Raw genomic sequence first — 21763 nt, forward strand, 5'->3', positions numbered from 1 at the left:
CCGGCGGGCGGCCCGGCACCCGGGGCCGGAGCCCCGTTGCGTCGGTCCTCGAAGGCCCGGACCGGAAAACGCCGGAAGGCCCCTCGCTCTCGCGAAGGGCCTTCCGGCTGTCTGTGCGCCGCCAGGGACTCGAACCCCGGACCCGCTGATTAAGAGTCAGCTGCTCTAACCAACTGAGCTAGCGGCGCCTGCTGACAGAGAAGACTCTAGCAGCGCCGTGCGGCCGAGCCAAAATCGAATACCGGTCGCCCCGCGTTCACTCCCCGGTCACCGGGGCCGCCCCGGCCGGGACCGGCTCGCGCGCCGCCCGTACGCAGGCCCAGAGCACCACCGCGGCGCCGGGCAGCCGGGGCTCCCGCCCCTCCGGCGCGACGATCCACCGGCCGGCGCCCTGCCCCGGGGAGTCCGGGCTGTTCACCATCCGCTGCAGGGGCGGCACGGTCACCGCGTCGCCCTTGCCGTGGCACAGCAGCGGCGGCACGTCCCGGGCCCACTCCTCCCAGGCCAGCAGCCGGCGCAGCCGGGGCGCCGCGCCCGGCTGGACGAACAGCAGCAGCCGCCCGCGGTGGGCGGCCACCGGCCCGCAGCCCGGCCCGGACGCCCACAGCTCGTCCAGCACCCGGCGGCCGAACAGCGCCGGCATGCTGATCACGTCGAAGGCGCGCCCGCAGGGCAGCACCGAGGCCGCCCAGGGGCGGCTCTCCCACAGGGCGCGCATGCTGCGCGGGTACTCGCTGGCGGAGGCGAGCCAGGCCTCCCCGGCCGCGCCGACGTACTCCACCGACGGGTGCACCACCGAGGGGTACACCACCGACTGCCGCGTCACCGACTGCTGTGTCCAGATCTCCACGGGAGCAGCCTGCGCGGCGGGTGCCCCCGGCGGGACGGAAAGCGCGGTTCGCCGGACAGCGCGGCGGGGGACGGCGTACCCTTCCCCGCCGCGCATATGCCAGGGGCCCTTGCCCGGGACTACGCGCGGGGGCTCAGTCCTCGTGCCGGCGCGGCTGGAGCAGGGTGCGGCCGTACTCGATCATCTTGGCGGCGTAGTCCGGGGTCCAGTCGGCCCGCCGGCCGACCTCGGCGTCGGACAGCGCGTCGAACCGGCGCGGGTCGGCGAGCTGCGCGGCGGCGACCGCCTGGAAGTCCGTGGCCCGCTCGGCGGCGGCCCGGAAGGCCAGGGCCAGTTCCGTGGAGCGGCGCAGCAGCTCCGCCGGGTCCTCGATCGACTCCAGGTCGAAGAATCGTTCCGGCTCGGGTTCGGCGGACTGCGGCTCGAACAGCAGCTGCACCGGACGTACGCGCCTGGTGGGCTCGGACGACTCTGGGGAGTCGGGCATGGACGGACACCTCCGGGTCTCGGGTGGGGGAGGGGAATCTGCTCCGGGCTGCGCCGCCCGGTCGTGGCCGCCGTCCATTGTCTCGCGGCGGTGGCCGGTAGCGGAACGGTGCGCACGCAAGCGCTATTCCCCGGCACGCGCCGGGCGTGCACCTCGCGCTCCCAGTGTCCTGGTCGCATGCGAACCGGTTGGCAGGGCGTCGCGGACGTACCGACCAGTCACAGAACCGGGAGATCCCCATGTACAGGCGAAAGATCCGCTCCGTCGGCGTCCTGCCGGCCGCCTCCGCCCTGCTCGGCCTGGCCGCGGCGACGCCGGCGGTCGCCGAGGAGACGGCGAAGGTGGTGGTCGGAGAGCCGAGCGCCCCGGACGGCTGGTCGTCGGCGACCTGTCCGAGCGGTACCCACCTGACCGGTGGCGGGTACGTCCTCATGCACGAGGAGCCCACCACCGTGGTCTACAACGGGCCCGCGCCCGACCAGGAGCCCCCGACCACCTGGTGGGTGCGGGCCAAGAACGAGTCCGTCCGGGCCTTCGCCGTCTGCGAGACCGAGGACTGAGCCCTACCGACGACCGAGCCCCACCGAGGACCGAGCCCTACCGACGACCGACCCCTACCGCAGGTGCACCCGGTGGCCGCTCAGGTGGTGCAGCACCTGGTGGTTGGCCTCCCAGCCGTCCGGGAAGGCCACCGGCACGCCCAGCTGCACCGGCTCGGTCGCGGGGTGCTCGTCCAGCAGCTCGGCGATCCCGGCCCGGGCCACCACGATGCAGGCGTGGCGGTGCCGGGAGGCGAGCACGCAGAGCCGGCCGGTCTCCAGGTGGAAGGCGGTCGCGTCGGGCCGCCCGGAGAGCGGGTGCAGCACCACGGTGACGTCGTACTCGCGGCCCTGCAGACGGTTGGCGGTGTCCACCGTGACGGCCGGGCCGGCCGCCCCGTCCACCGGCACGCCCGCCCTGAGCAGTGCCGCGCGCACGGCCGCCGCCTGGTCCCGGTGAGCGGTGCCGACGGCGATCCGGTCCGCGGTGAGCGGGGCCTCGCCCTGTTCGGAGTGGGCGGTCAGCCCGCGCTCCAGCAGCCGGCGGACGGCCGCCGCGACGGCCGCCACGGCCTGCGGGTCGGTCCGTACGGTGTGCCGGGCGGGCAGCTCCAGCAGGGCCCAGCCGTGCTCGGCGGCCCGGTCGATCGCCGCGTCCAGGGCCGAGCCGTCCGGGCGCACGGCGGCCGTCAGCCGGCGGTCCGCCGGGCCGGTGCCGGAGCGGAACGGCGTGTACGGGTAGAAGGCGCGCGAGATCAGCGGCGCGGCGCTGGCGGGCAGCCGCCAGGAGACCGGCAGCCGGTGCGGCTCGATCTCCGGGTTGTGCGCCAGCATGGTGACCACCGCGCTGCTGGACGGGTCGTACGACAGCCCGGCCCACTGCTCGGTGCCGACCACGGTGAACGGGTCCAGCTGGCCCGGGTCGCCGACGAACAGCGCCCGCTCGAACAGCCGGGCCACCGCGAGCAGGGCGTCCGAGCGCATCTGGTACGCCTCGTCGACGATCGCGTGCCGCCACGGGGCCTCGGCCCGCACCCACTGCCACTTGGCCGAGGTGGAGATCACCACGTCCTGCTCGACCAGGTCGGCGACCTTGTCGGAGGGCGTGACGTTGGCGTGCTTCAGCACCTCCGGGGCGGGCCGGGAGTCCGCGGCGTGCAGCCGGCCGATCGTCAGGTCCGGCGCCTTCTCGGCCAGTCGGCCGACCAGGTCGTCCACCTGGCCGTTGGTCTGGGCGACGATCATCAGCCGCTCGCCGGCCCCGACCAGCTCGCGGGCGGCCCGCACCACGAGCGTCGACTTCCCGGCGCCGGGCGGGGAGTCCACCACCACGCCGCGCGGGGCGCCGGCGGGCGGGTGGACGGTGGCCGCCAGGATCCGGGCCACCGCGGCGTCGGCGGCCGCGCCCGGGGCCTGGTCGGGGGTCGTCGGACGGCTCATTCCCACTCCTCGGAGGCGGACGGGGCGGGCACGGGAGCGGCGCCGGGCGGGCCGCCGTGGGTCCACGGGGTGTCGTCCGGCTCGGGCAGCGGCGCGGACTGGCGCACGGTCAGCTCGAACAGGGTGAAGGTGACCGACTCGCCGGGCTCGGGCAGGCTGCCCGGCTCCGGCTCCTTCCTGCGGCCCATGCCGGAGAGCACCCGCAGGGTGAGGGTGCCCTCGGCGGTGTCCACCGCCACGATCTCGGCCTTCTGCGCCGACGGCGCCGCCCCGCCCTCCGGCCGGGGGGACGCCCAGACCCGGTGCACCTCCCGGCCGAGGTCCGCGTGCGGACGGTCGACGGTGCGCAGGGTGACCAGCGGGCGCGGCTTGGGGGAGCGCCCGGTGGTGTCCCAGTCCGGCACCACCTCCGTGACCACCCCGCTGAACGCCTCGCCGGCCAGCCGGTGCTCGGCCATCGCCAGCGGGTCGTCCAGCGCCTCCTGGACGTCGAGCCGGGCCTGCTCGCGCTCGCGCTGGGCGAGCTTGCGGGCGGCGGTGACGGCGTCGTCCTGCCGGGGCTGCGGCGGCTCGCCGGCCGCCAGCCGGTCCCGGTGGCCGGTGTAGGACCAGCGGTCGCCGGTCCAGCGCTCCGCCAGGTGGCCCGCCGGCGGCAGGGCGCGCAGCAGGTCCAGGCCGTGCCAGACGTCTCGCCAGGTGGGCAGCAGGACGGACGTCAGCGCCTCTTCCAGCGCCGTCACCGCGGCCCGTACGGCCGTCCGGGCGCGCGCGGCGGCGGCCTCGTCGCGCTGCTCGGTGCTGTGCCGCAGGGCGCTCACGGCGGAGTCGTAGCGGGCGATCGCCGGGGCGAGCACGACCTCGTCGAAGCGGGGGTCGGTGGCCGGGCCGGCCGGCGGGTGCAGCAGCTGCCCCCGGTCGTCCCGGGCGGACTCGGCCAGCTCGGCCGCCTGCGCGCCGGTCAGGCCGGGCGGCGGGCGGTGCCAGGCGAGCCGGGCCGCCAGGTGCTGGTCCTCCAGGTGGCTCTGGCCGGTCGCCCAGTGCCGGGCCAGCAGCCCGGTCATCGGCAGCAGCAGCGAGGAGCCGGGCACCTGGGCACGGTCGGTGAGGTGGGTCAGCCAGCGGCCGAGCAGCGGCACCCGGGCCGGCGCCGGGTACGGGCCCGGCTCCTCGTCCTCGGCGGTGCGGCGGAAGCGGGTCGAGCGGCCGATCAGGGCGAGGTGGTGCACGCCCGCGCTGTTCGGCACGATCAGCTGCGGGGCGTCCGCGCACAGCTCGCGGAACACCTGGGTCTTCTCGCCGGTCTCCGGGTCCTTCTCGGAGCCCTCGATCTGCTCGACGTCCTCGGCGAAGGACTCCAGGTAGGGCAGCAGGTCGGCGGCCAGCTCGGCCAGGAAGTCGAACCGCAGGGTGCGGTTGAGCGGCTGCGGCACCAGGTGCAGCCGGGGCGCGTCCCGGTCGGTGCCGAGCATCACCGCGAGCGGCGCGCCGGACTCGCCGGCGGCGGTCAGCGGGACCAGCACCATCGGGCGGTCCGACAGGTGCCGGTGCCGGACGGTGGCCAGCGGCTCGGCCCGGCCGCTGCGGACGGCCTCCAGCCGGGCGAGGGTGGTGAGAAGACTCATGCGCCCGCCTCGCTCCGCTCGGCAGGGGCATTCGCCCACACGCGCCTCTCGATGATTCGCTCGCTGCGCTCGCTCATGCGCCCGTCCCCAGCGCTTCGGCGCGCAGGGCGGCCGCGTAGGCCAGGCGCTCGGCGGCTTCGTCCGCGCCGTCCAGGTCGCCGCTCTTCGTGCCGGCGGCGGCCAGCGCCTCGGCGACCGTACGGATGCTGCCCAGCTCGCCGCGCACCCCCCGGCCGAGCTGCTCGACCCGGTCGTCGCAGCGGGCCCGGGCACGGCAGTGGAAGCCGAGTTCGCAGGTGGAGAGGCAGTCCGGGCTGTAGGCGGCGGGCACCGCCTCGACCGAGGCGGTCAGCTGTTCGGCGGTCCGGGCCGGCGTGCCGTCCTCGTCGGCGGCCAGGTCGAAGTCGGCGTCCGGCGGCAGCACCGCCAGCAGCCGGCCGATGCCGGTCATCCGGCTCAGCTGGCGGCGGGTGGTGGCCAGTTCGCGGCGGACGTCCACGGCGACCGCGGTCGGCCGGTTGCCGAAGTCCTTCGGGCAGACCAGCAGCACGCTGGTGCGCGGACTGCCCGGAAGCCGCTGCTCGGTGTACGGGTCCTCGGCGAGCGGCTGCCCGGCCGCCGCGGCGGCGGCCTGCTGGAGCGCCAGCACGTACACGGCCGCCTGCCGGGCGGCCGCGCCGACCTTGGCCGGGTCCGCGCTGCCGTCCAGCACCGGGAAGGACTTGATCTCGACCACCGTGCACCGCCCGCCGTGCACCACCAGCGCGTCCGGTTCCAGGTAGGCGGTGCTGCCGGCCACCCCCAGGCGCAGCATCGGGTGGTCCAGCAGCGTCCAGGACTCCGGGTCGGCGGCCGCCCGGGCCAGTGCCTCGGCCGTCCGGTCGGCGCGCACGGCCGGGCCGGAGCGGTGCAGCAGGTCCGGCACGTGGAGCGGGGCGTGGCCGTCCGCCGGGACGCCGAGGTGGTGGCGGAGCGGCTCCAGCAGCGGCGCGTAGCCGTCGGCCTTCAGCCGGGACTCGAAGATCACGCCGCGGGCGATGGCGAAGGGGGACTGGCCGAAGGGGGCGGGGCGGCCGAGCCGGGCCGCCAGCGCCGACTTGTCCACCCCGGCCGCGTCGAGCACGGCGCGGCGGTGGCAGCCCGGGTTGGCGGCGAGCGCGGCGAGGGAGCGGGCGTTCAGACTGCGCTGCGGGGCCGGTCCGCGCAGCTCCGCGAGCCGCTGGGCGAGCGGCTCAGCGTGCCCGCGGGGCGGGACGTTCGTCGAGACGTTCATGGTGCGGCCCAGTGTCGCATCCGGGTCCGACAACGCGGCGCGGACGGGCCGTTCGCGACCTGCCGGGCGGCCCTGGCCGGATGCCCGGCACGTCGCGGGCCGCCGGCCCCGGCGACCGTCACCGCCGGCGACGGCCCCCGCGATCGTGGCCGCCGTCCGGGTGGGGGATCATGGAGCCCGGTGCTCAAGGGTGAGACCGACCGTTGCCACCGCCCCGTTCCGAGGAGCCCCCATGCCCGCCCGAATCGTGCTGGTCCGCCACGGCGAGACCGAGTGGTCCGCCACCGGCCGCCACACCGGCCGCACCGACATCCCGCTGACCGAGGAGGGCCGGGCGATGGCCCGGGCCCTCGGCGCCCGCCTCGCCAAGGCCCCCTGGAACGGGCTGCCGGACGCGCTCGTCTACACCAGCCCGCTCGGCCGGGCCAAGGAGACCTGCGAGCTGGCCGGCTTCGGCGACCGCGCGGTGGAACGCCCGGAGCTGCTGGAGTGGGACTACGGCCAGTACGAGGGCCGCACCGGCGCGGACATCCGGGCCACCGACCACCCCGGCTGGCTGATCTGGCGCGACGGGGTGCCGGGCGGCGAGAAGCTCTCCGAGGTGGCCGCCCGGGTGGACGCCTTCCTGGCGGGCCTCAACGAGGAGCACGGCGTCCCGGAGCAGGACACCACCGTGATGCACTGCGCCGACCAGGACGTCGTCCTGTTCGCGCACGGCCACCTGCTGCGCATCCTGACCGCCCGCTGGCTGGGCCTGCCGCCGGAGTTCGCCCAGCGGTTCAAGCTCGGTACGGCCGCGCTCTGCGTGCTGTCGTGGGAGTACGGGGCTCCGGCGGTGGAGATCTGGAACGACCTGTCCCACCTGGAGGGCCTGACCGCCGGGCACTGACGCCCTGACCGCCGGACCGCTGCCGGTTGCTCCCGGCTCCGCTGCCGGTCACCGCTCCGGGCTCCGCGCACTTCCCGGCCCCGTCGGGCGGCGCCGGTGCGCCCGGGCCCGGCCGCGGTCCGGGCGAGGGCCGGCCTCCTTCCGCTAGGCGGCCGCCGCCCGGTCGTAGTCGGCCAGGAACCGGCGCACCTCGGGTACCGCGACGTGCGGGCGCAGCCGTCCGGCGGTGTCCGCGAGCATGCTCCGGATCCGGGCCGAGCGCACGTCGCCGAACAGCGCGACGGCGGCCGATCCGTGGTGCGCCGCGCCCGCCAGGTCCCCGCGGCCGAGCCGGTCGTGGGCCAGTTCGGCGGTGTACAGCACCCGGTTGCGGACGAAGTGCGGCTTCTGGAGCGTTATCGCCAGCCCGGCCTGCTCGCTGGCGCGGTCCCAGTCGCCGAGCGCCGACCAGCACTGCGACTCGAGGCCGGCGATCTCGGCCTCGCTGAAGAAGGACATCCACTCCGGGTCCTGCTCGCCGGGGCCGCGGTCGAACAGGGTGTACGCCCGGCCGAGCGCCCGCTCGCAGGAGGCGCGGTCCTGCAACAGGGCCCAGGCACCGGCCTCGCGCATGGCCAGCAGGGCGAGCAGCCGGTCGGAGTCCAGCTCCCGGGCGGCGGCCTGCCCGGCCTGGGCGGCGCGCAGCGCCTCGCGCGGACGGCCGGCGTCCCGGGCGAGGAAGGCGCTGTTGCAGAAGACGTGCGCCTCCAGGGCGGAGTCCCCGGCCATCCGGGCGGTGGCGAGCGCCTCGGAGTAGAACGAGCGGGCGTCCGCGAGCCGGTTCGAGTCATGGGCCAACCAGCCGACGGAGATGGCGAGTTCGCCGGCCCCGGCCTGGAGCCGGCGCTCCGTCTCGGCGCTGTGGTCGCACTCGTTGAGCAGCACGTACGCGTTGCGCAGCGACTGCCCGGCGAGCTCGTACAGGGCGTCGGCGCCGTGCGCGTCGTCGGCCAGCCGGATCTCCCGGACGGCCTGTTCGACGCGGAGCACCTCGGCGGTGCCGACCCGGCGCAGCGGCGCCACCGGCCCCGGTCGGCCGGGCACCGGCGGTTCGCCGCCGAGCAGCGAGGGCGCGGTGAACTCCGTACCGGGGAGGGCGGTTCGGCCGGCGGGCGCACGGGAGGCGTGGTCGGCGCCGGCCTGCCGGCCGGCGGCCGCGGCCGGTCGGTCGATGCCGACCACGGCGGCCAGCGCGGTGGTGCCGCCGGCCAGGAACGTACGGCGACGCACGTCGTCGTTCTCCTCGTCGAGATAGGGCGATCCATCGGGCCCCCGGGGCACCGTGCCGGGACTCGGCCACGCGGGCCCGTCCGGTGCGGTTGGATCCGCGTACGGCGAGGCAGCGTACGGGAGTTGAGTGGAGAGTGGTGAGCGCGGGGCGGGCAGGGGCGGGAACGTCGGGTGGAGCGGAGGCGGTTCGCTCCGCCCGCCGGGCCCGTCCGCCGAACGGCGGCGGACGGAGGTCCGGGAGGCGAAGCCGAGGTCGGTGAGCGTGCGGTCCGGCCACATGTGCCGGAACACCCGCTCGTAGGCGTAGTTGGGGCAGCGGATCTCACCGGACTCGACCCGTCCGACGTAGCGGGCGTCGCAGGACACGTGCTCGCCGATCTCGCGGGCGGCTCTGCGGACGGCCGTGGCGAACTCGCCGGGAGAGCGGTCGCCGCGCAGTGCGCGCATCACGAGGTTGGGGGACGGTCGGTTCGGCTCGGCCGGTGGGGTGGCTGCCATGGCGCCGAGAGTACTCGGAGTCACCGGTCGGACACATTCGGTTGGTGGGACATCGGTCATCAATCCGGGGCAAAAGGGGCGATGTTGCGGGATATCCGCCATGAAATGCCATGCCTTGCTGTAATGCGCCCCGTGGCCTGCGCCGCACCCGCCGCGTTCTCCTGGTACGCGGAAAGCCCATGCCGTCGCCCGGCCCGTCCCAAGCCCGGCGACCCCTCCCAGCGGCTGTGCTTCCGGACCCGACGAGGTACAGGAGGTCCCATGACGGCCACCGGACTGCCGCAGCACCGACCCGTCCCCGGGGGAGTGCTCGCCGGCACCTGCGACACCGTGACCGTCGCGCTGCGGCACGGTCTGGAGGCCGTCGACATCCTGAGACTGCGCCGCGCCTGCGGAGCCGTCCTGCAGAGCCGCAACGGCAGCACCGTCTCCTTCCTCGTCCCGGCCGGCACCTGGGAGACCTGGCACCTGCCCGGCAGCACCTGTACCGCGGGCGCGTTCGTGCCCGCCGCCACCGACCCGCGCTGGGTGATCCCGCCCTCCGGCGTCGGCCGCACCGCCCGCCCCACCGACGCCTGGGTGCTCCGTTCCGCCCTCTGCGAGGCCGCCTGCACGCTCACCGCCGGCGGCCTCGGCCCGTTCTAGCGGGCGTGCCGCGCGGATCCCGCCGGGCCCGTCAGCCTCCGGTGGAGCCCCCGCGACACGCCCCTGACCTGTGGGTGTGCCGCCCCGGCGGCGATAATGGCCGCCATGGGACGAAGCAGCAGAGCCGCGCGCACCCCGGAACCGGCGGCCACCACCGGACCGGGCGGACGCACCCACGCCCAGGGCCCGCTCAGCCGTCCCGTCGGCTCCGGCCTCGCCGAGCTGCGCCCCGACCGCGACCGCCCCGCCGCCTGGTCGCTGCTGATCGACGGCGCCCCGCAGTCCCTGGTCGACCTCGCCGACCCCACCCACCTCGGCTTCGAGTACCAGCGCCGGCTCGGCCACCTGATCGACCTGGTCGCCCCGCCCGGCCGCCCGATCACCGTCCTGCACCTCGGCGGCGGCGCCCTCACCCTCGCCCGCTACACCGCGGCGACCCGGCCGCGCTCCCGCCAGCAGGTCGCCGAGATCGACACCGCGCTCACCGAACTCGTCCGCGCCGAACTCCCGTTGGAACGCGGCTGGCAGGTCAAGGTGCGCGGCGCGGACGCCCGTAGCGTGCTGGATCGCATCCCCGAGGGCGGCGTCGATTTGGTGATCACCGACGTCTTCTCCGGTGCCCGCACCCCGGCCCACTGCACCACCGTCGAGTTCACCACCCTCGCCGCCCGGGCCCTCGCCCCCGGCGGCTGGTACGCCGCCAACATCGCCGACGGCGGCGCCCTGCCCTTCGCCCGCTCCCAGGTCGCCACCCTCGGGGCGGTCTTCCCCGAGCTGTGCCTGATCGCCGACCCCGCCGTGCTGCGCGGCAAGCGCTTCGGCAACCTCGTCCTGGCCGCGGCCCACACCCCGCTCCCGATCGCCGACCTCACCCGCCGCGCCGCCTCCGACTCCGCCCACGCCCGGGTCGAACACGGCCGCGCCCTCACCGACTTCGCCGCCGGCGCCACCCCGGCCACGGACGCCACGGCGGCCCCGTCCCCGGAACCCCCGCCGGGGGTCTTCCGCTGACGGCCCGCTCGTCGGCGCCCGGCCTGCGCAGCCGTGTGGGTACCGCCGTCCTCCTCCGCGCCGCGCCGCCGACCGTAAAACCGTTGGCGGACGACCGAACCGGGGCCGACAATGACGCTGCCGTCCGGCCGTCGACCTCGGGGAGCGCCATGCGGATCAGACCGGCCCGGCCGGAGGACGCCGCGCTGCTCACCGGCATCGCGCTGCGGTCCAAGGCGTACTGGGGCTACGACGAGGCGTTCATGGACGCCTGCCGGGAGGAGCTGACCATGGACGCCGGCGTGATCGAGCGCTCGGCCACCGTGGTGGCCGAGGACGGCGGGCGGGTGCTGGGGTTCGTCTCGCTCTCCGGAGTGCCGCCGACCGGATCGCTGGACCAGCTCTTCGTCGAGCCCGAGTGGATCGGCCGCGGGGTCGGCCGCGCGCTGTTCGAACGGGCCCGGACCCTCGCCGTGGCGCTCGGTCTGCGCCGGCTCACCATCGACTCCGACCCGAACGCGGAGCCGTTCTACCTGGCGATGGGGGCGATCCGGATCGGCAGCGTCCCGTCCGGCTCGATCCCGGGGCGCGAACTCCCGCAGCTGGTCCTGGAGCCGGCCGCGGCCTAGGCGGGGATCGGAGCGCCGCTGCTTGTTCCGGCCGCGCTCGCGATGCGGCCGGAGGCCCGGGCCCGCCCGGTCCGGCTCAGTGGCCGCGCGGCAGTCCGCGGTGCTTGTACATGGCGGCACCGGTGAGCAGCAACCCGGCGGCGATGGGGGCGAGGACGGCGGTCAGGGTGGCGGAACCGTCGCCGGAGGTGGTCGCCGCGGCGGTGTCGGCGATGGCCACCGGGTCGGGCGTCCTGCCGTCGTCCGATGCGGGGGGAGCGGCGGAGACCGCCGTCCTGCCGAGCGCGGTGGCGGGCCCGGCCTCGTCGGCGGTGGTGGCCGCCGCCTCCTGGAGCAGCGGTTCCCCCGCCGCCTCGCGGTGCCGGGGAACGCCGGGGCGGGCGGCGTCGGCGCGGCGCCGGGCGGCGGCGGGCGGGTCGGCGGGACCGCCCTCGCGGGAGGCGTGCGATCCGCCGGGCCGGGGCCGGGCGGGGGCGGTGCCGAGCAGGCCGGAGGCGAGTGCGAAGGCGTCGGGGACGGCCGCCCGCTGACCGGGCAGGGGCAGTCCGCCGGCCCGGATGCGTTCCCGGAGGGCGCCGCCGACCGCACCGGCAGCCCCGGTGATCCCGTCGGCCGACTCGTCGCCGGCCGGTTCCCCGGCGGGTCCGGGGGAGCGATCCGGCCGTCCGACCGCCGACGGGCCGGACCCGACGGGACGTTCGGCTGACTGCCCGTCGAGGGCGGGTCCGTCGAGCACCGGGCGGTCGACCACCGGGGCGCCGGGAAGCGCGCGGCGGACGGCGGGCCGGGTCGGATCCGGCGGCGGGTCGACGGCGGCCGCGTACGCCCCGGGGGCGCCGAAGCCCCAGAGCTGTGCGAGCAGGGCCCCGGCGGCCGCGACGGCACGGGGGCGGGGCAGCCACCGGGCGATCCCGAGGCGGGCACCCGCGACGCCGCGGGGGGCGGGTGCCGGGGGCTCGGTCGCGTGATTGGCTCGCACGTGAGTCGAGAACGAGCGGCCGGGCGGTGAGGTCACGCCCGCCGTCACGGACAGTCATCGTACGAGTGGCCCCGGGGCCGGCGCTCCCGGGGCCACCGACCGCGTGACGATCAGGAGTTGGGACGCAGGGTCCAGGTGACCGTCATCACTCCGGTGACGGCGCCGTCGGCGCGGGTGATCTCGACGGTGACCGGGAACTCGGGGCGGCCGCCGGCGTCCAGCTCGGCGACGACCTCGGCGGCCGGGCGGCCGAGCACGGCGGTGGCGGTGACCTCGCCCATCGCGAGCTTCTTGTACGCGATCTCGGCGCTCACGGCGAGCGGCACGGCCCGGGACAGCTGGGCGCCGAAGGCGGCGAGCACGATGCAGCCGCTGGCGGACTCGGCCAGCGTGAACATCGCGCCGGCGTGCGGGCCGCCGAGGTGGTTGTGGTACGCGGGCTGGTCCGGGAGTTGGAGCACGGCGCGCTCCGGGGAGGTCTCCAGGTACTTCAGGTTCAGGGTGTGCGCCATCGGCACGGTGTCGTCGAGCATCTTGCCGATCGTCGGTGTGGTCATGACCGCGATGTTACTAGTCAGTAGCTATCGGCGGCAGGGGCCGGGCGGAACTCGACCCGTGGGACGGGTGTGACGGGGCGCACAAACCGGCGGGGGAGCGGCAACTGAGGCCGTGCACGGCTGAGGGGGCGCGAAAACGCCTGAGGGGCCGATCTCTTGAAGAGATCGGCCCCTCAGGCTCTGGGGTGAGTGACGGGACTCGAACCCGCGGCCACCTGGACCACAACCAGGTGCTCTACCAACTGAGCTACACCCACCATCTGTCCGGTCCGTTCCCGCTCTCGCGTTCCCGTTCCGACAGGAAGAACTCTACAGGATCCGAGAGGGTGCTCGCGCCAGGGTTCCGTTCGGACGGACGCGGGCACCCTCTCCGGCCCTCCGGCGGGGTCCGCCGGGCGGCCGGGCCCGGCTCGCCGGACAGTTCCGGGCCCCGCTCGCCGGGCGGGACCCTGGCTCGGCCTGCCGGGCGGGCCCGGGCTCAGCCCGCCGGGGCCTGGTACTTCCCGGCGATCGCCCGCGCGGTGTCGGCGTCCGGGCCGGGCTGCGGGACGAACACCGCCTCGCGGTAGTACCGCAGTTCGTTGATGCTCTCCCGGATGTCGGCGAGCGCCCGGTGGTTGCCGCCCTTCCGCGGGCTGTTGTAGTACGCCTTCGGGTACCAGCGGCGGGCCAGCTCCTTGATCGAGGAGACGTCCACGATCCGGTAGTGCAGGTGCTTCTCCAGGGTCGGCATGTCCCGGGCCAGGAAGCCGCGGTCGGTGGCCACCGAGTTGCCGCACAGCGGGGTCTTCCCGGCCTCCGGCACGTGCGCGCGCACGTAGGCGAGCACCCGGGCCTCGGCCTCGGCCAGGGTCACGCCCTGCTCCAGCTCCTCCAGCAGCCCGGAGGCGGTGTGCATCGTGCGCACCACCTCGGGCATGTTCGCCAGCGCCTCCGCCGGCGGCCGGATGATGACGTCCACGCCCTCGCCGAGGATGTTCAGCTCGGAGTCCGTCACCAGCACCGCGACCTCGACCAGGGCGTCCTGGACGAGGTCGAGGCCGGTCATTTCACAGTCGATCCATACCAAACGGTCATTCACGCAACTCACCCTACGGCGCGATCACGCGCCGCGGGGACCGGTGGAGCCGAGCGGGGCGCCTCGGCCTGGTGCTCCTCCGGCCCGTCGTGCGCGCCGTGGCCGTCCGGGTGCTCGCCCTCCCGGCCGGTCCGGACCGCGTGGCCGTCCCGTCCGGTCCGGGCCTCGCGCGCCGCCCGGGCACCCTCGGCCGCGGGCCGGCCGGCCTGGCCACGGGCCTGCGGAGCCCGGGCCTGGCGACCGCGGAGCTCGCCCGCCCCGGAGCCCGGCTGCCCGGCCTGGGCCGGCATCCGTCCGGCGGCCGCGCCGTGACCGCGCCCGGCCGCACCCGGCTCGTCCGCGGGCCGCTCGGCCGCGCTGCGATGACCCTGGCCCTGGCCGCGGGCCCCCGGCTGCGGGAGGCCGTCCTCCGCCGCAGCGTGCTCGGCGGTGCGCGGCGGACGTCCGGTCCCCGCGCCCGGTCCGGCCTGCGGCGGAACGACCGGAGGCCGCAGCGGGCCGCGGCCCGCCGCACCCTGCTGCCCGGGGTGCGGCTGCTGCGCGGACTGCTGGTGCGGGTACGGCTGACCGGCGCGGGCGTGGAAGGGCTGGCCGGCCGGCGTCCCGACCTGGCCCGGACCGAACCCGCCGGGCTGGCCGTGCGCTCCCGACTGCCCGTGCCCGAGCTGCTGACCGTGCTGGCCGTGGGCCACCTGCTGGCCGTGCGGACCGACCGGCACCGGCGACCCCGGCCCGGCCGGGAACGGCTGCGCCGACGGCACGCCGTGCGCCCCGCCGAACACCGGCCCGCCCGCCGGATGGGGCAGCGCTCCGGGCAGCCGGAGGTCGCCGAGCGGACCGGTCGACGCGGACGGCTGCTGACCGGGCCGACGGGCCCGGTAGCTGGTCCGGTACGCGGCCGGGGAGACCCCGAGCTGGCGGCGGAAGTGTCCGCGCAGCGCCACCGGCGAACGGAACCCGCACCGGCGCGCGACATCGTCCACCGACAGTTCCGAGGTCTCCAGCAGCCGCTGCGCCTGGAGCACCCGCTGGGTGATCAGCCACTGCAACGGCGCGCTGCCGGTGAGCGTGCGGAACCGCCGGTCGAAGGTGCGCCGGCTCATGTACGCGCGAGCCGCCAGCACTTCGACGTCGAACTGCTGGTTGAGGTTCTCCAGCGCCCACGTGACCACCTCGGCCAGCGGGTCGTTGCCGATCTCCTCCGGTAAAGACTGATCGATGTACTGGGCCTGTCCTCCGCCGCCGCGGCGGCTCGGCACCACCAGTCGGCGGGCCAGCGCGTTGGCCGCCTCGGCGCCGTGGTCGCTGCGCACCACGTGCAGGCAGAGGTCGATGCCGGCGGCGGTGCCGGCCGAGGTGAGCACGTCGCCGTCGTCGACGAACAGCTCGCGCGGGTCGACGTGGACCCGCGGGTAGCGCTTGGCGAGCGTCGGCGCGTACATCCAGTGGGTGGTCGCCGGGCGGCCGTCGAGCAGGCCGGCGGCGGCCAGGACGAAGGCGCCGGTGCAGAGCCCGATGATCCGGGCGCCCTCGTGGTGGGCCTTGCGCAGAGCGGTGATCGCCTCGACCGGCGGGGGCTGGGAGATCGAGCGCCAGGCCGGTACGACGATCGTGCCGGCCCGGGCGAGCGCCTCCAGGCCGTACGGGGCGGAGAGGGTCAGGCCGCCGGTGGTGGCCAGCGGGCCCTCCTCCCCGGCGCAGACCAGCAGGCGGTAGCGGGGCACCCCGGCGTCCTGGCGGTCCACACCGAAGACGGAGAGCGGGATGGAGCTCTCGAAGATCGGGGCGCCGCCGAAGATCAGCACCGCGACGGTCTCCCGGCGGCGCCGGCCGGACAGCTTGCGCGGGGCGGAGGCCGTCACGGAGGTCGGGGAGCCGTTCGCACCGGGGCCGCCGTGCCCCAGCGGGGCGTGCCCGTGTCCGTGGCCGGAGCCGTGGCCGGAGCCGGCGCCGAGCGCGAGGCCGCCGAGCGGGGCGCCGCCCGGGCCGGGGGCCGCGGCGGAGGCGCCGTTCGGGCTCGGGGTGCCGCCGCCGTAGCCGGAGTAGCCGGGGTGGCCGCCGTAGCCGGGGTGGCCGGAATGGTTGGGGTGGCCCGGGTGGGCGAGGTGTCCGGGATGGCCGGAATGGTTCGGGTGTTCGCTGCCGTAGGCCGGGCCGGGATTGACGGATCCTCGGCTGACGGGCTGTCCGCCGTAGGGCGGTCCACCGAAGGACGACTGGCCGCCGAAGGCGGGTTGGCCGCCGTACGGGGGGTGGCCCCCGTACGGCGCCGTCGCGCCGTGGTCCGCGGCGCCCGGCGCCGCACCGGGGCCGATGCCGCCGCCCGTCCCGGGGGAGGGCACCGCGGAGTACGGGGAGTGCGAGGCGGCGCCCGAGCTGCCCGGAGTGCCGGAGGTGCGGGTGGTGGCGATCGAGGCGGTGCCGGTGCTTCTCGCGGACCGACCCGCGTTCCCCGCCGCCTCCTGGCCGCTGTCAGGACCCGCGTCGCTCCTGCTCACCCTGCTCAAGGCGCTCAAGCCCCCTCGGTGGTGTGGTGTGGGTGGTGCGGCACTGCTAGCCAAGATCGAAATCTATCGGGCGGACCATTGCCGTTGTGACAAGTTCACCATCCGACGCTATGTCGACATGGCAATTTGGCGTGATGCATTCGATCACGAAGCGTGGCACCCGTCGACCTTTCTGGGAAGAGGGCCGGGGTAACGGTGGCTGGTTGTCGCGGGACGGTTCCTGGGGCGTCCGGCTCCGGTGCGCCCGGCCGGCAGGTCTGGGCTGCGGATTTGCCCAAGCGGGAGGGATCGGCGCGAAATTGACCGAAAATCGGCGGTGCACGAGGGGGCGCACGGGGAGAAGTCGTGCGCCTCCCAGGCTTCATCCGGCCAAGCCCAGGACGGCGGAACCGGCAACCGGACCGCCGGGTTACGGTCCTGCCGTGAACACCGACAGCCGGCTCGAACGGGCCAACGACAACGCCGCCGCCTTCTGGCTCGCCCAAGCCCGCGTCCACGGCTGGCGGTCCCGCACCCGTCCGGGGCTGACCGCGGTCCGGTGCGCCCGCACCCCGGACGACGCCCACCGCTTCGTGGTGACCCGGCCCTACGCCGAACCGGGCGCACTGGAGCAGGAGTTGGCGGACCTGATGACCGAGTGGTCGACCATACGCTGCACCGTGGAGGACCCGTACGACGGGCTCGACCTCAGCGGCCTCGGGGCCACCCGGATGCCGGTCATGCCGGTGATGGTCCGGGACCCCGGACCGGTCGAGGGAGCCACCGCCGTCCTGCCCGCGGTCTCGGAGGCCCACGGGGGCGGGGTGCTGACGGTCGATGAGGCGAGGGACGGCGACGGCTTCGCGATGGTCGAGCGGGCGGTGGTGGAGGGCTTCCCGCTGCCCGCCCGACAGCCCTGGGTCCGGGGCGAGGCGCTCCCGGAACGACTGCTGGACGTGCCCGGCTGGCGGGGCTGGCTCGGCCGCGTCGACGGCGCGGTGGCGGGCACCTGCCTCACCTACGACGACGGCCGGGCCACCGGCGTGTACTGGGTCACCACCCTGCCCGACTGGCGCGGCCGGGGGGTGGCCCGCGCCGTCCTCCAGACCGCCCTGGCCCACGCGCACCCCGACCGCCCGGCCACCCTGGTCGCCACCTCGCTCGGCGAACCGCTCTACCGCAAGCTCGGGTTCGTCGAGCGGGCCCGCACCTGCTGGTGGACCAGTACGTCGGTGGAGCCGACGGAGCAGCCGGGGCGGGTGGGGCAAGGAGAGCGGGCGGGGCACGCGGCGGCTGACGACAGCGGCCGACGGCTGGCGGGCGGGGCGGGTTAGGCCTCGGGGACGGCGGAGGCGGAGGGGTAGGGGGCGGGGCGCTTACTGGGCGGCCGCCACGGTGGCGGGTATGGCGGGTATGGCGGGTGTGGCGGCGGATGCGGCGCTACCGGCCCCGGAACGGGTGACGAGGGGCGTCGGGCGGACGGCTGCGGCCGTGACGACGGCCGGGACGGCGGCCGGGACCGGTGCGGGGCGGAGGGCGTCCGCGGCCCGGCCCGGTCCGCCACCCGCTCGGCCGCCGGCACCCGCTCCGGCCTCCGTGCGGGCTTCGGCGATCACGGCAAACCCGCTGGATCGGTTTCGGACACCCGGCCCGCCTGCGGCGACGGGTTCGCCGACCGTCCCGGCGGTGGCGGGGACGGATGCACTCGGACCCTCCTGAGCGGCCACCGCGGGACGTGCGCCGGACCGTGCGCCGACCAGCGCCGTCGCGCGTACCGGCATCCCCGCTGCCGCCTTCCGGAGCGGCCCGTCGGAGCGGACGCCCGGCCGGGGCGAGGGCGCGTTCCGCGCGGCCAGCACCTGGCCGACGGCCTCCGGCAGACCGGCCGCCTTCAGCGTCGGCCGGTAGCCGATCTCCGCCCACGGCCGGCCGTGGTGCAGCCAGACGCTGCGCAGCCCGGCCAGTTCGGCACCGGCGATGTCGGCGGGCGCGTGGTCCCCGATCATCCAGGTGTGTTCGGCCCAGTCCCCGGTGGGGGCGATGCCGCACCGCTGGGCGGCCAGCTCGAAGATCAACGGGTCCGGCTTGACGCAGTCGGCCTCCTCCGAGATCACCCAGCCGTCGACCAGCGGGCCCAGTCCGGTCCGCCGGATCTTCTCCAACTGCGGCCGGGTGCCGCCGTTGCTGACGATCCCTAGCGTCCACCCGGCGGCCCGGGCGGCACGCAGCGCCTCGATGTGCCGGGGCGGGCAGTGGATGTGGGAGTTGATGCCGCGTCGGTAGTGGGCAATCAGGAAGTCGGCGGAGACGTCCAGCCCGTAGCGGCGCCGGACCGCCGACAGTACGGTGCTGCGCGGTACGTAGCCGCCGCCGTCGAGGGTGACGAACCAGTCGAGGTCGCCCGGTGGGAGATCGTGTTCGGACAGGAGGTCCTGCGCCCAGGCCCGGTACGCGGCGTCCCGGGGCAGCAGGGTGTTGTCGAGGTCGAACAGGAGCAGGGGCATGCCAAGCATGGTGCCAGCGCCCACGCCTATGCACCTGGCAAATGCCAGACGGCGTCGCGAAGCCGTACGGAGTGGCCGAAACGGCCTCCGAGGGCCCGTGGCGGGTGGTGGCCTGTGGGGCGGCCGGGGCTGTCGGGGCAGGTCTGACGTCACGGTTCGCGACGCGCCGCAACGGATCGTCGCCGATCCATGACAGTCCGGTCACGGTGTCCCGTGGGGCTGTTGCGCCGCCCGGTCCGCTCAGTCAAGCTCCAGGGAACCTCCTTTCCGGAGGGGGCGCGATCGCCTCTCGGCGGGGCGCACTGCCTCGGCGGGCGCATCCCCCTTTCGCGGGAACGACGCCGCTCCGGGGCTTCCCCGTTGGGCGGGGCCCCCTGCCCGTCGTACTCTGAAAGGAACAGGTCACATACGGTGCTGCGCGGCGCAGACCGACGTCATCCCGTGGGCGGGCCTGCTGCCCGGGCAGCGTTGTCCTCCTCTCCTGTCGGCCCCTCTCCATCGAAGAGCCGTGAGCCATGGCTGGTTTTGAGCCTCCCCGACCGGTTGAACCGGACACGCCCCGCAGCGTGGGCCCGGACGGCGGGCCTGCCTCCGACCGCTCCGACGGCCGGGCCGAGGTGCGTGCCGACCAGCGCGGTGACGACCGCGTCGACCACCGCGATGACGACCGCGTCGACCACCTCCGGGACGACCACGACGGCGGCTGGGACGGCAGTCGGCACGGCGGCAGTGGAGGTGACCGCAGCGCGGGCGGCGACCGCGCGGGCGGGCCTGCCGACGGACGTGCCCCCGGACGAGCCGACGCGCAACCCACCGAGGCCTCGGGCCGCGTCCCGGGCGGGCGGACGGAGCGCGAGCCGGCCGACGCCGCCGAGGAGGCCGGGACGTCCGGAGCGGCCGGCGAGGCCCGGTCGGCCGACGCCGCGCCACCGACGGAGCCAGGGGAGCCCGCCCCGGGGCGCGACGGTTCTCCGGGCTTCGCGCGCGCTCTGCGCGGCCTCGCCCGTCGGGGCAGCCTCGCCCGCCGTGACCGCCCAGGGCCTCGCCAGCGGCGTGGCGGGCCCCCGGCAGACCCCGCGGGGTCTCCGGTGACGGGCCGCCCGGGCCCGGGCGCAGAGCGCCCGCAGGCGCCCTCCGGTTCGGCCGACCCGCTGGGCGGACACGCCGAGCCGTCCGGGCAGGACGCGCCGGCACCGTCCCTCGACCCGGTGTTCCAGCACGGCGTGGTGGTCGGCTTCGACGGCTCGCTGTCGAGCGAGCGCGCCCTCGCCTACGCCGTCGGCATGGCCCGCCGTTCGCAGTGCGGCCTGGTGATCGTGCACGTCGCCAACCGCCTGCCCGCCACGGTCTGGGCTGGCTGCGAGCCGCCCGTCTTCGTCGACCTCCCCGACCACCGGACGGAGGTGCTCGGCCTGGAACTCGCCTGTGCGGACTTCCTCGCCGGGGTGCCGTGGATCCTGGTCGAGCGCGGCGGGGACATCTGCCACGAGATCGAGGAGGTCGGCCGTGAGTACGCCGCCGACGCGATCGTCGTCGGCACGACGCACGGCCTGCTCGGCAAGATCTTCGGCTCGGTCTCCGGGCGGCTGGCGCGGCGGGCCAACCGCCCGGTGATCGTGATCCCCTGAGGCCTCGTCGGCGAGGCGCCTCCCGACGCCTCTCCCCGGTCTCCTCCTGATGCCTCCTCCACTGTTCGGGCACCCCGACTCCCGCCGTGGCGCCGCATGTTGAGTGGTGTTCAGACCCGGTGGGCGGGGCTCAGGAGGTGACGATCAGGACATGGTCGTCACGAACCGACGCCGAGCTCCCGGGCGATGAGCATGCGCTGGACCTCAGACGTGCCCTCCCCGATTTCCAGGATCTTGCAGTCGCGCCAGAAACGGGCGACCGGGAATTCGTTCATGAAGCCGTACCCGCCGTGGATCTGGGTCGCCTCGCGGGCGTTGTCGACGGCGGCCTCGGACGAGTACAGCTTCGCGATCGCGGCCTCCTTCTTGAACGGTTCGCCGTGCAGCAGCCGGGAAGCGGCGTCCCGCCAGGCCAGGCGGGAGGTGTGGGCGCGCAGCTCCATGTCGGCAAGCTTGAACTGGATGGCCTGGTTGGCGCCGATCGGCCGGCCGAAGGCCCGACGCTCGCCGGAGTACTTCACGGACTCGTCGACGCAGCCCTGGGCCAGGCCGGTGGCCAGGGCCGCGATCGCGATGCGGCCCTCGTCGAGGATCCGCAGGAACTGGGCGTAGCCTCGGCCACGCTCGCCCAGCAGGTTGGCCGCGGGAACGCGGCAGTCGGTAAAGGACAGTTCGCGGGTGTCGGATGCGTTCCACCCGACCTTCGAGTACTTCTTCGAGACCTGGAAGCCGGGGGTCCCGGTGGGCACGATGATGGACGAGATCTCCCGCACAGGCGAGCGGAATTCGCCCTCTTCACTCGAACGAGCGATCGGTTCGGTGAGCGCGGTGACGGTGACCAGTCCGGTGATGTCGGTGCCGGAGTTGGTGATGAAGCACTTGGTGCCGTTGATGACCCACTCGTCGGTGGCCTCGTCGTAGCGCGCCGTGGTGCGGGTGGCCCCCGCGTCCGAGCCGCCCTCCGGCTCGGTGAGGCCGAAGGCGCCGAGGAGTTCGCCCGAGGTCAGCCGGGGCAGCCACTCGCGCTTCTGCTCCTCGGTGCCGAAGCGGTGGATCGGCATCGCGCCGAGCGAGACGGCGGCCTCCAGGGTGATCGCCACCGAGGAGTCGACGCGGGCGAGTTCCTCCAGGGCGAGGCCGAGGGCGAAGTAGTCGCCGCCCATGCCGCCGTACTCCTCCGGGAAGGGCAGGCCGAAGAGCCCCATCCGCCCCATCTCCCGGACGATCTCGTAGGGGAACTCCTCGCGCTCGTAGAACTCGCCGATCTTCGGCGCCACCACGTCCTGGGCGAACTCGGCGACCGTGCGCCGCAGTTCCTCGTACTCGCTGCTGAGCCTGTGGTCGAGCATGGTGATCCTCCTGGCGCCCGGCCGGGTCGGCCGCGGACGTGAGCGGGGTGA

The 21763-nt window shown here is 75.7% G+C and carries 19 protein-coding genes, 2 tRNA genes and 1 pseudogene; 7 read left to right on the plus strand and 15 right to left on the minus strand.

All coding sequences use genetic code 11. From position 1 onward, the window contains the following. Positions 1–114 precede the first annotated feature (114 nt). From ACFY0X_RS22945 to ACFY0X_RS22955, 3 genes are all read right to left on the minus strand, one after another. Positions 115–188: transfer RNA gene (locus ACFY0X_RS22945), tRNA-Lys, on the minus strand. Between the two features lie 68 nt (positions 189–256). Next, on the minus strand, positions 257–844 hold the full coding sequence (locus tag ACFY0X_RS22950; RefSeq protein ID WP_387757069.1) for a bifunctional DNA primase/polymerase: 588 nt from the start codon (positions 842–844) through the stop codon (positions 257–259). A gap of 139 nt (positions 845–983) precedes the next feature. Next, positions 984–1337, minus strand: coding sequence for a hypothetical protein (locus ACFY0X_RS22955; RefSeq protein WP_387757023.1), 354 nt, complete (start codon positions 1335–1337; stop codon positions 984–986). Positions 1338–1576: 239 nt separating this feature from the next. Here ACFY0X_RS22955 and ACFY0X_RS22960 point away from each other — a divergent pair, with 239 nt between their 5' ends. Beyond that, the gene (locus ACFY0X_RS22960; RefSeq protein WP_387757024.1) at positions 1577–1897 is read left to right on the plus strand and encodes a hypothetical protein; all 321 of its coding nucleotides are present in this window, start codon (positions 1577–1579) and stop codon (positions 1895–1897) included. 54 nt (positions 1898–1951) lie between these two features. Here ACFY0X_RS22960 and ACFY0X_RS22965 read toward each other — a convergent pair whose 3' ends face one another. The 3 genes from ACFY0X_RS22965 to ACFY0X_RS22975 form a co-directional block, all read right to left on the minus strand. Continuing rightward, complete coding sequence (locus ACFY0X_RS22965) at positions 1952–3316, minus strand: AAA domain-containing protein (RefSeq protein WP_387757025.1); 1365 nt, start codon at positions 3314–3316, stop codon at positions 1952–1954. Then, positions 3313–4938 (minus strand): hypothetical protein, encoded by a 1626-nt coding sequence (locus ACFY0X_RS22970; RefSeq protein ID WP_387757026.1) that lies wholly within the window; start codon positions 4936–4938, stop codon positions 3313–3315. The genes ACFY0X_RS22965 and ACFY0X_RS22970 overlap by 4 nt, the downstream gene beginning before the upstream one ends. Before the next feature lie 73 nt (positions 4939–5011). Continuing rightward, complete coding sequence (locus ACFY0X_RS22975; RefSeq protein ID WP_387757027.1) at positions 5012–6211, minus strand: hypothetical protein; 1200 nt, start codon at positions 6209–6211, stop codon at positions 5012–5014. A gap of 232 nt (positions 6212–6443) precedes the next feature. On the opposite strand from ACFY0X_RS22975, the gene ACFY0X_RS22980 reads away from it, so the two are divergent. Further along, positions 6444–7100 carry a histidine phosphatase family protein gene (locus ACFY0X_RS22980; protein ID WP_387757028.1) on the plus strand — a complete coding sequence of 219 codons (657 nt, stop codon included), beginning with the start codon at positions 6444–6446 and terminating at the stop codon, positions 7098–7100. 144 nt (positions 7101–7244) lie between these two features. Here the strand turns inward: ACFY0X_RS22980 and ACFY0X_RS22985 are convergent, their stop codons facing one another. Further along, on the minus strand, positions 7245–8867 hold the full coding sequence (locus ACFY0X_RS22985; RefSeq protein WP_387757029.1) for a tetratricopeptide repeat protein: 1623 nt from the start codon (positions 8865–8867) through the stop codon (positions 7245–7247). Positions 8868–9128: 261 nt separating this feature from the next. Between ACFY0X_RS22985 and ACFY0X_RS22990 the strand changes: the two genes are divergently transcribed. The 3 genes from ACFY0X_RS22990 to ACFY0X_RS23000 all read left to right on the plus strand — a co-directional run bounded on the left by ACFY0X_RS22990 (position 9129) and on the right by ACFY0X_RS23000 (position 11131). Beyond that, positions 9129–9512, plus strand: a complete 384-nt coding sequence (locus ACFY0X_RS22990; RefSeq protein WP_387757030.1) for a hypothetical protein — start codon at positions 9129–9131, stop codon at positions 9510–9512. A 105-nt stretch (positions 9513–9617) separates the two neighbouring features. Further along, positions 9618–10523, plus strand: coding sequence for a spermidine synthase (locus ACFY0X_RS22995; protein WP_387757031.1), 906 nt, complete (start codon positions 9618–9620; stop codon positions 10521–10523). A gap of 149 nt (positions 10524–10672) precedes the next feature. After that, entirely contained in the window at positions 10673–11131 is a 459-nt protein-coding gene (locus ACFY0X_RS23000) for a GNAT family N-acetyltransferase (protein WP_387757032.1), read from the plus strand. 76 nt (positions 11132–11207) lie between these two features. Here the strand turns inward: ACFY0X_RS23000 and ACFY0X_RS23005 are convergent, their stop codons facing one another. The 5 genes and pseudogenes from ACFY0X_RS23005 to ACFY0X_RS23025 all read right to left on the minus strand — a co-directional run. Continuing rightward, positions 11208–12110 carry a hypothetical protein gene (locus ACFY0X_RS23005; protein WP_387757033.1) on the minus strand — a complete coding sequence of 301 codons (903 nt, stop codon included), beginning with the start codon at positions 12108–12110 and terminating at the stop codon, positions 11208–11210. 110 nt (positions 12111–12220) lie between these two features. After that, the gene (locus ACFY0X_RS23010; RefSeq protein WP_387757034.1) at positions 12221–12667 is read right to left on the minus strand and encodes a DUF4442 domain-containing protein; all 447 of its coding nucleotides are present in this window, start codon (positions 12665–12667) and stop codon (positions 12221–12223) included. A 181-nt stretch (positions 12668–12848) separates the two neighbouring features. Beyond that, positions 12849–12924: transfer RNA gene (locus ACFY0X_RS23015), tRNA-His, on the minus strand. A gap of 221 nt (positions 12925–13145) precedes the next feature. Further along, positions 13146–13748 (minus strand): oligoribonuclease, encoded by a 603-nt coding sequence (gene orn, locus ACFY0X_RS23020; RefSeq protein WP_387757035.1) that lies wholly within the window; start codon positions 13746–13748, stop codon positions 13146–13148. Positions 13749–14449: 701 nt separating this feature from the next. Further along, positions 14450–15649 (minus strand): annotated as a pseudogene (locus tag ACFY0X_RS23025) (helix-turn-helix domain-containing protein); the annotation flags it as partial. A 1025-nt stretch (positions 15650–16674) separates the two neighbouring features. Here ACFY0X_RS23025 and ACFY0X_RS23030 point away from each other — a divergent pair. Further along, complete coding sequence (locus ACFY0X_RS23030) at positions 16675–17565, plus strand: GNAT family N-acetyltransferase (RefSeq protein ID WP_387757036.1); 891 nt, start codon at positions 16675–16677, stop codon at positions 17563–17565. 42 nt (positions 17566–17607) lie between these two features. Here ACFY0X_RS23030 and ACFY0X_RS23035 read toward each other — a convergent pair whose 3' ends face one another. Then, positions 17608–18735: an HAD family hydrolase gene (locus ACFY0X_RS23035; protein ID WP_387757038.1), complete on the minus strand. Its 1128-nt coding sequence runs from the start codon at positions 18733–18735 to the stop codon at positions 17608–17610. 434 nt (positions 18736–19169) lie between these two features. Next, a complete protein-coding gene (locus tag ACFY0X_RS23040) occupies positions 19170–19457 on the minus strand; it encodes a hypothetical protein (RefSeq protein ID WP_387757039.1) in 288 nt (95 codons plus the stop codon). Positions 19458–19886: 429 nt separating this feature from the next. Here ACFY0X_RS23040 and ACFY0X_RS23045 point away from each other — a divergent pair, with 429 nt between their 5' ends. Next, positions 19887–20363, plus strand: coding sequence for a universal stress protein (locus ACFY0X_RS23045; RefSeq protein WP_387757071.1), 477 nt, complete (start codon positions 19887–19889; stop codon positions 20361–20363). Between the two features lie 158 nt (positions 20364–20521). Here ACFY0X_RS23045 and ACFY0X_RS23050 read toward each other — a convergent pair whose 3' ends face one another. Further along, entirely contained in the window at positions 20522–21712 is a 1191-nt protein-coding gene (locus ACFY0X_RS23050) for an acyl-CoA dehydrogenase family protein (protein ID WP_380668090.1), read from the minus strand. Between the last annotated feature and the right edge of the window lie 51 nt (positions 21713–21763).

This window comes from Kitasatospora sp. NPDC001547, from assembly GCF_042894165.1.
Taxonomy (GTDB): domain Bacteria; phylum Actinomycetota; class Actinomycetes; order Streptomycetales; family Streptomycetaceae; genus Kitasatospora.

Excerpts from the sequence above, each read along its gene's own strand:
- ACFY0X_RS22955 (WP_387757023.1), bottom strand. The coding sequence starts at position 1,337 with ATGCCCGACTCCCCAGAGTCGTCCGAGCCCACCAGGCGCGTACGTCCG.
- ACFY0X_RS22960 (WP_387757024.1), top strand. The coding sequence starts at position 1,577 with ATGTACAGGCGAAAGATCCGCTCCGTCGGCGTCCTGCCGGCCGCCTCC.
- ACFY0X_RS22965 (WP_387757025.1), bottom strand. The coding sequence starts at position 3,316 with ATGAGCCGTCCGACGACCCCCGACCAGGCCCCGGGCGCGGCCGCCGAC.
- ACFY0X_RS22970 (WP_387757026.1), bottom strand. The coding sequence starts at position 4,938 with ATGAGTCTTCTCACCACCCTCGCCCGGCTGGAGGCCGTCCGCAGCGGC.
- ACFY0X_RS22975 (WP_387757027.1), bottom strand. The coding sequence starts at position 6,211 with ATGAACGTCTCGACGAACGTCCCGCCCCGCGGGCACGCTGAGCCGCTC.
- ACFY0X_RS22980 (WP_387757028.1), top strand. The coding sequence starts at position 6,444 with ATGCCCGCCCGAATCGTGCTGGTCCGCCACGGCGAGACCGAGTGGTCC.
- ACFY0X_RS22985 (WP_387757029.1), bottom strand. The coding sequence starts at position 8,867 with ATGGCAGCCACCCCACCGGCCGAGCCGAACCGACCGTCCCCCAACCTC.
- ACFY0X_RS22990 (WP_387757030.1), top strand. The coding sequence starts at position 9,129 with ATGACGGCCACCGGACTGCCGCAGCACCGACCCGTCCCCGGGGGAGTG.
- ACFY0X_RS22995 (WP_387757031.1), top strand. The coding sequence starts at position 9,618 with ATGGGACGAAGCAGCAGAGCCGCGCGCACCCCGGAACCGGCGGCCACC.
- ACFY0X_RS23000 (WP_387757032.1), top strand. The coding sequence starts at position 10,673 with ATGCGGATCAGACCGGCCCGGCCGGAGGACGCCGCGCTGCTCACCGGC.
- ACFY0X_RS23010 (WP_387757034.1), bottom strand. The coding sequence starts at position 12,667 with ATGACCACACCGACGATCGGCAAGATGCTCGACGACACCGTGCCGATG.
- ACFY0X_RS23035 (WP_387757038.1), bottom strand. The coding sequence starts at position 18,735 with ATGCCCCTGCTCCTGTTCGACCTCGACAACACCCTGCTGCCCCGGGAC.
- ACFY0X_RS23050 (WP_380668090.1), bottom strand. The coding sequence starts at position 21,712 with ATGCTCGACCACAGGCTCAGCAGCGAGTACGAGGAACTGCGGCGCACG.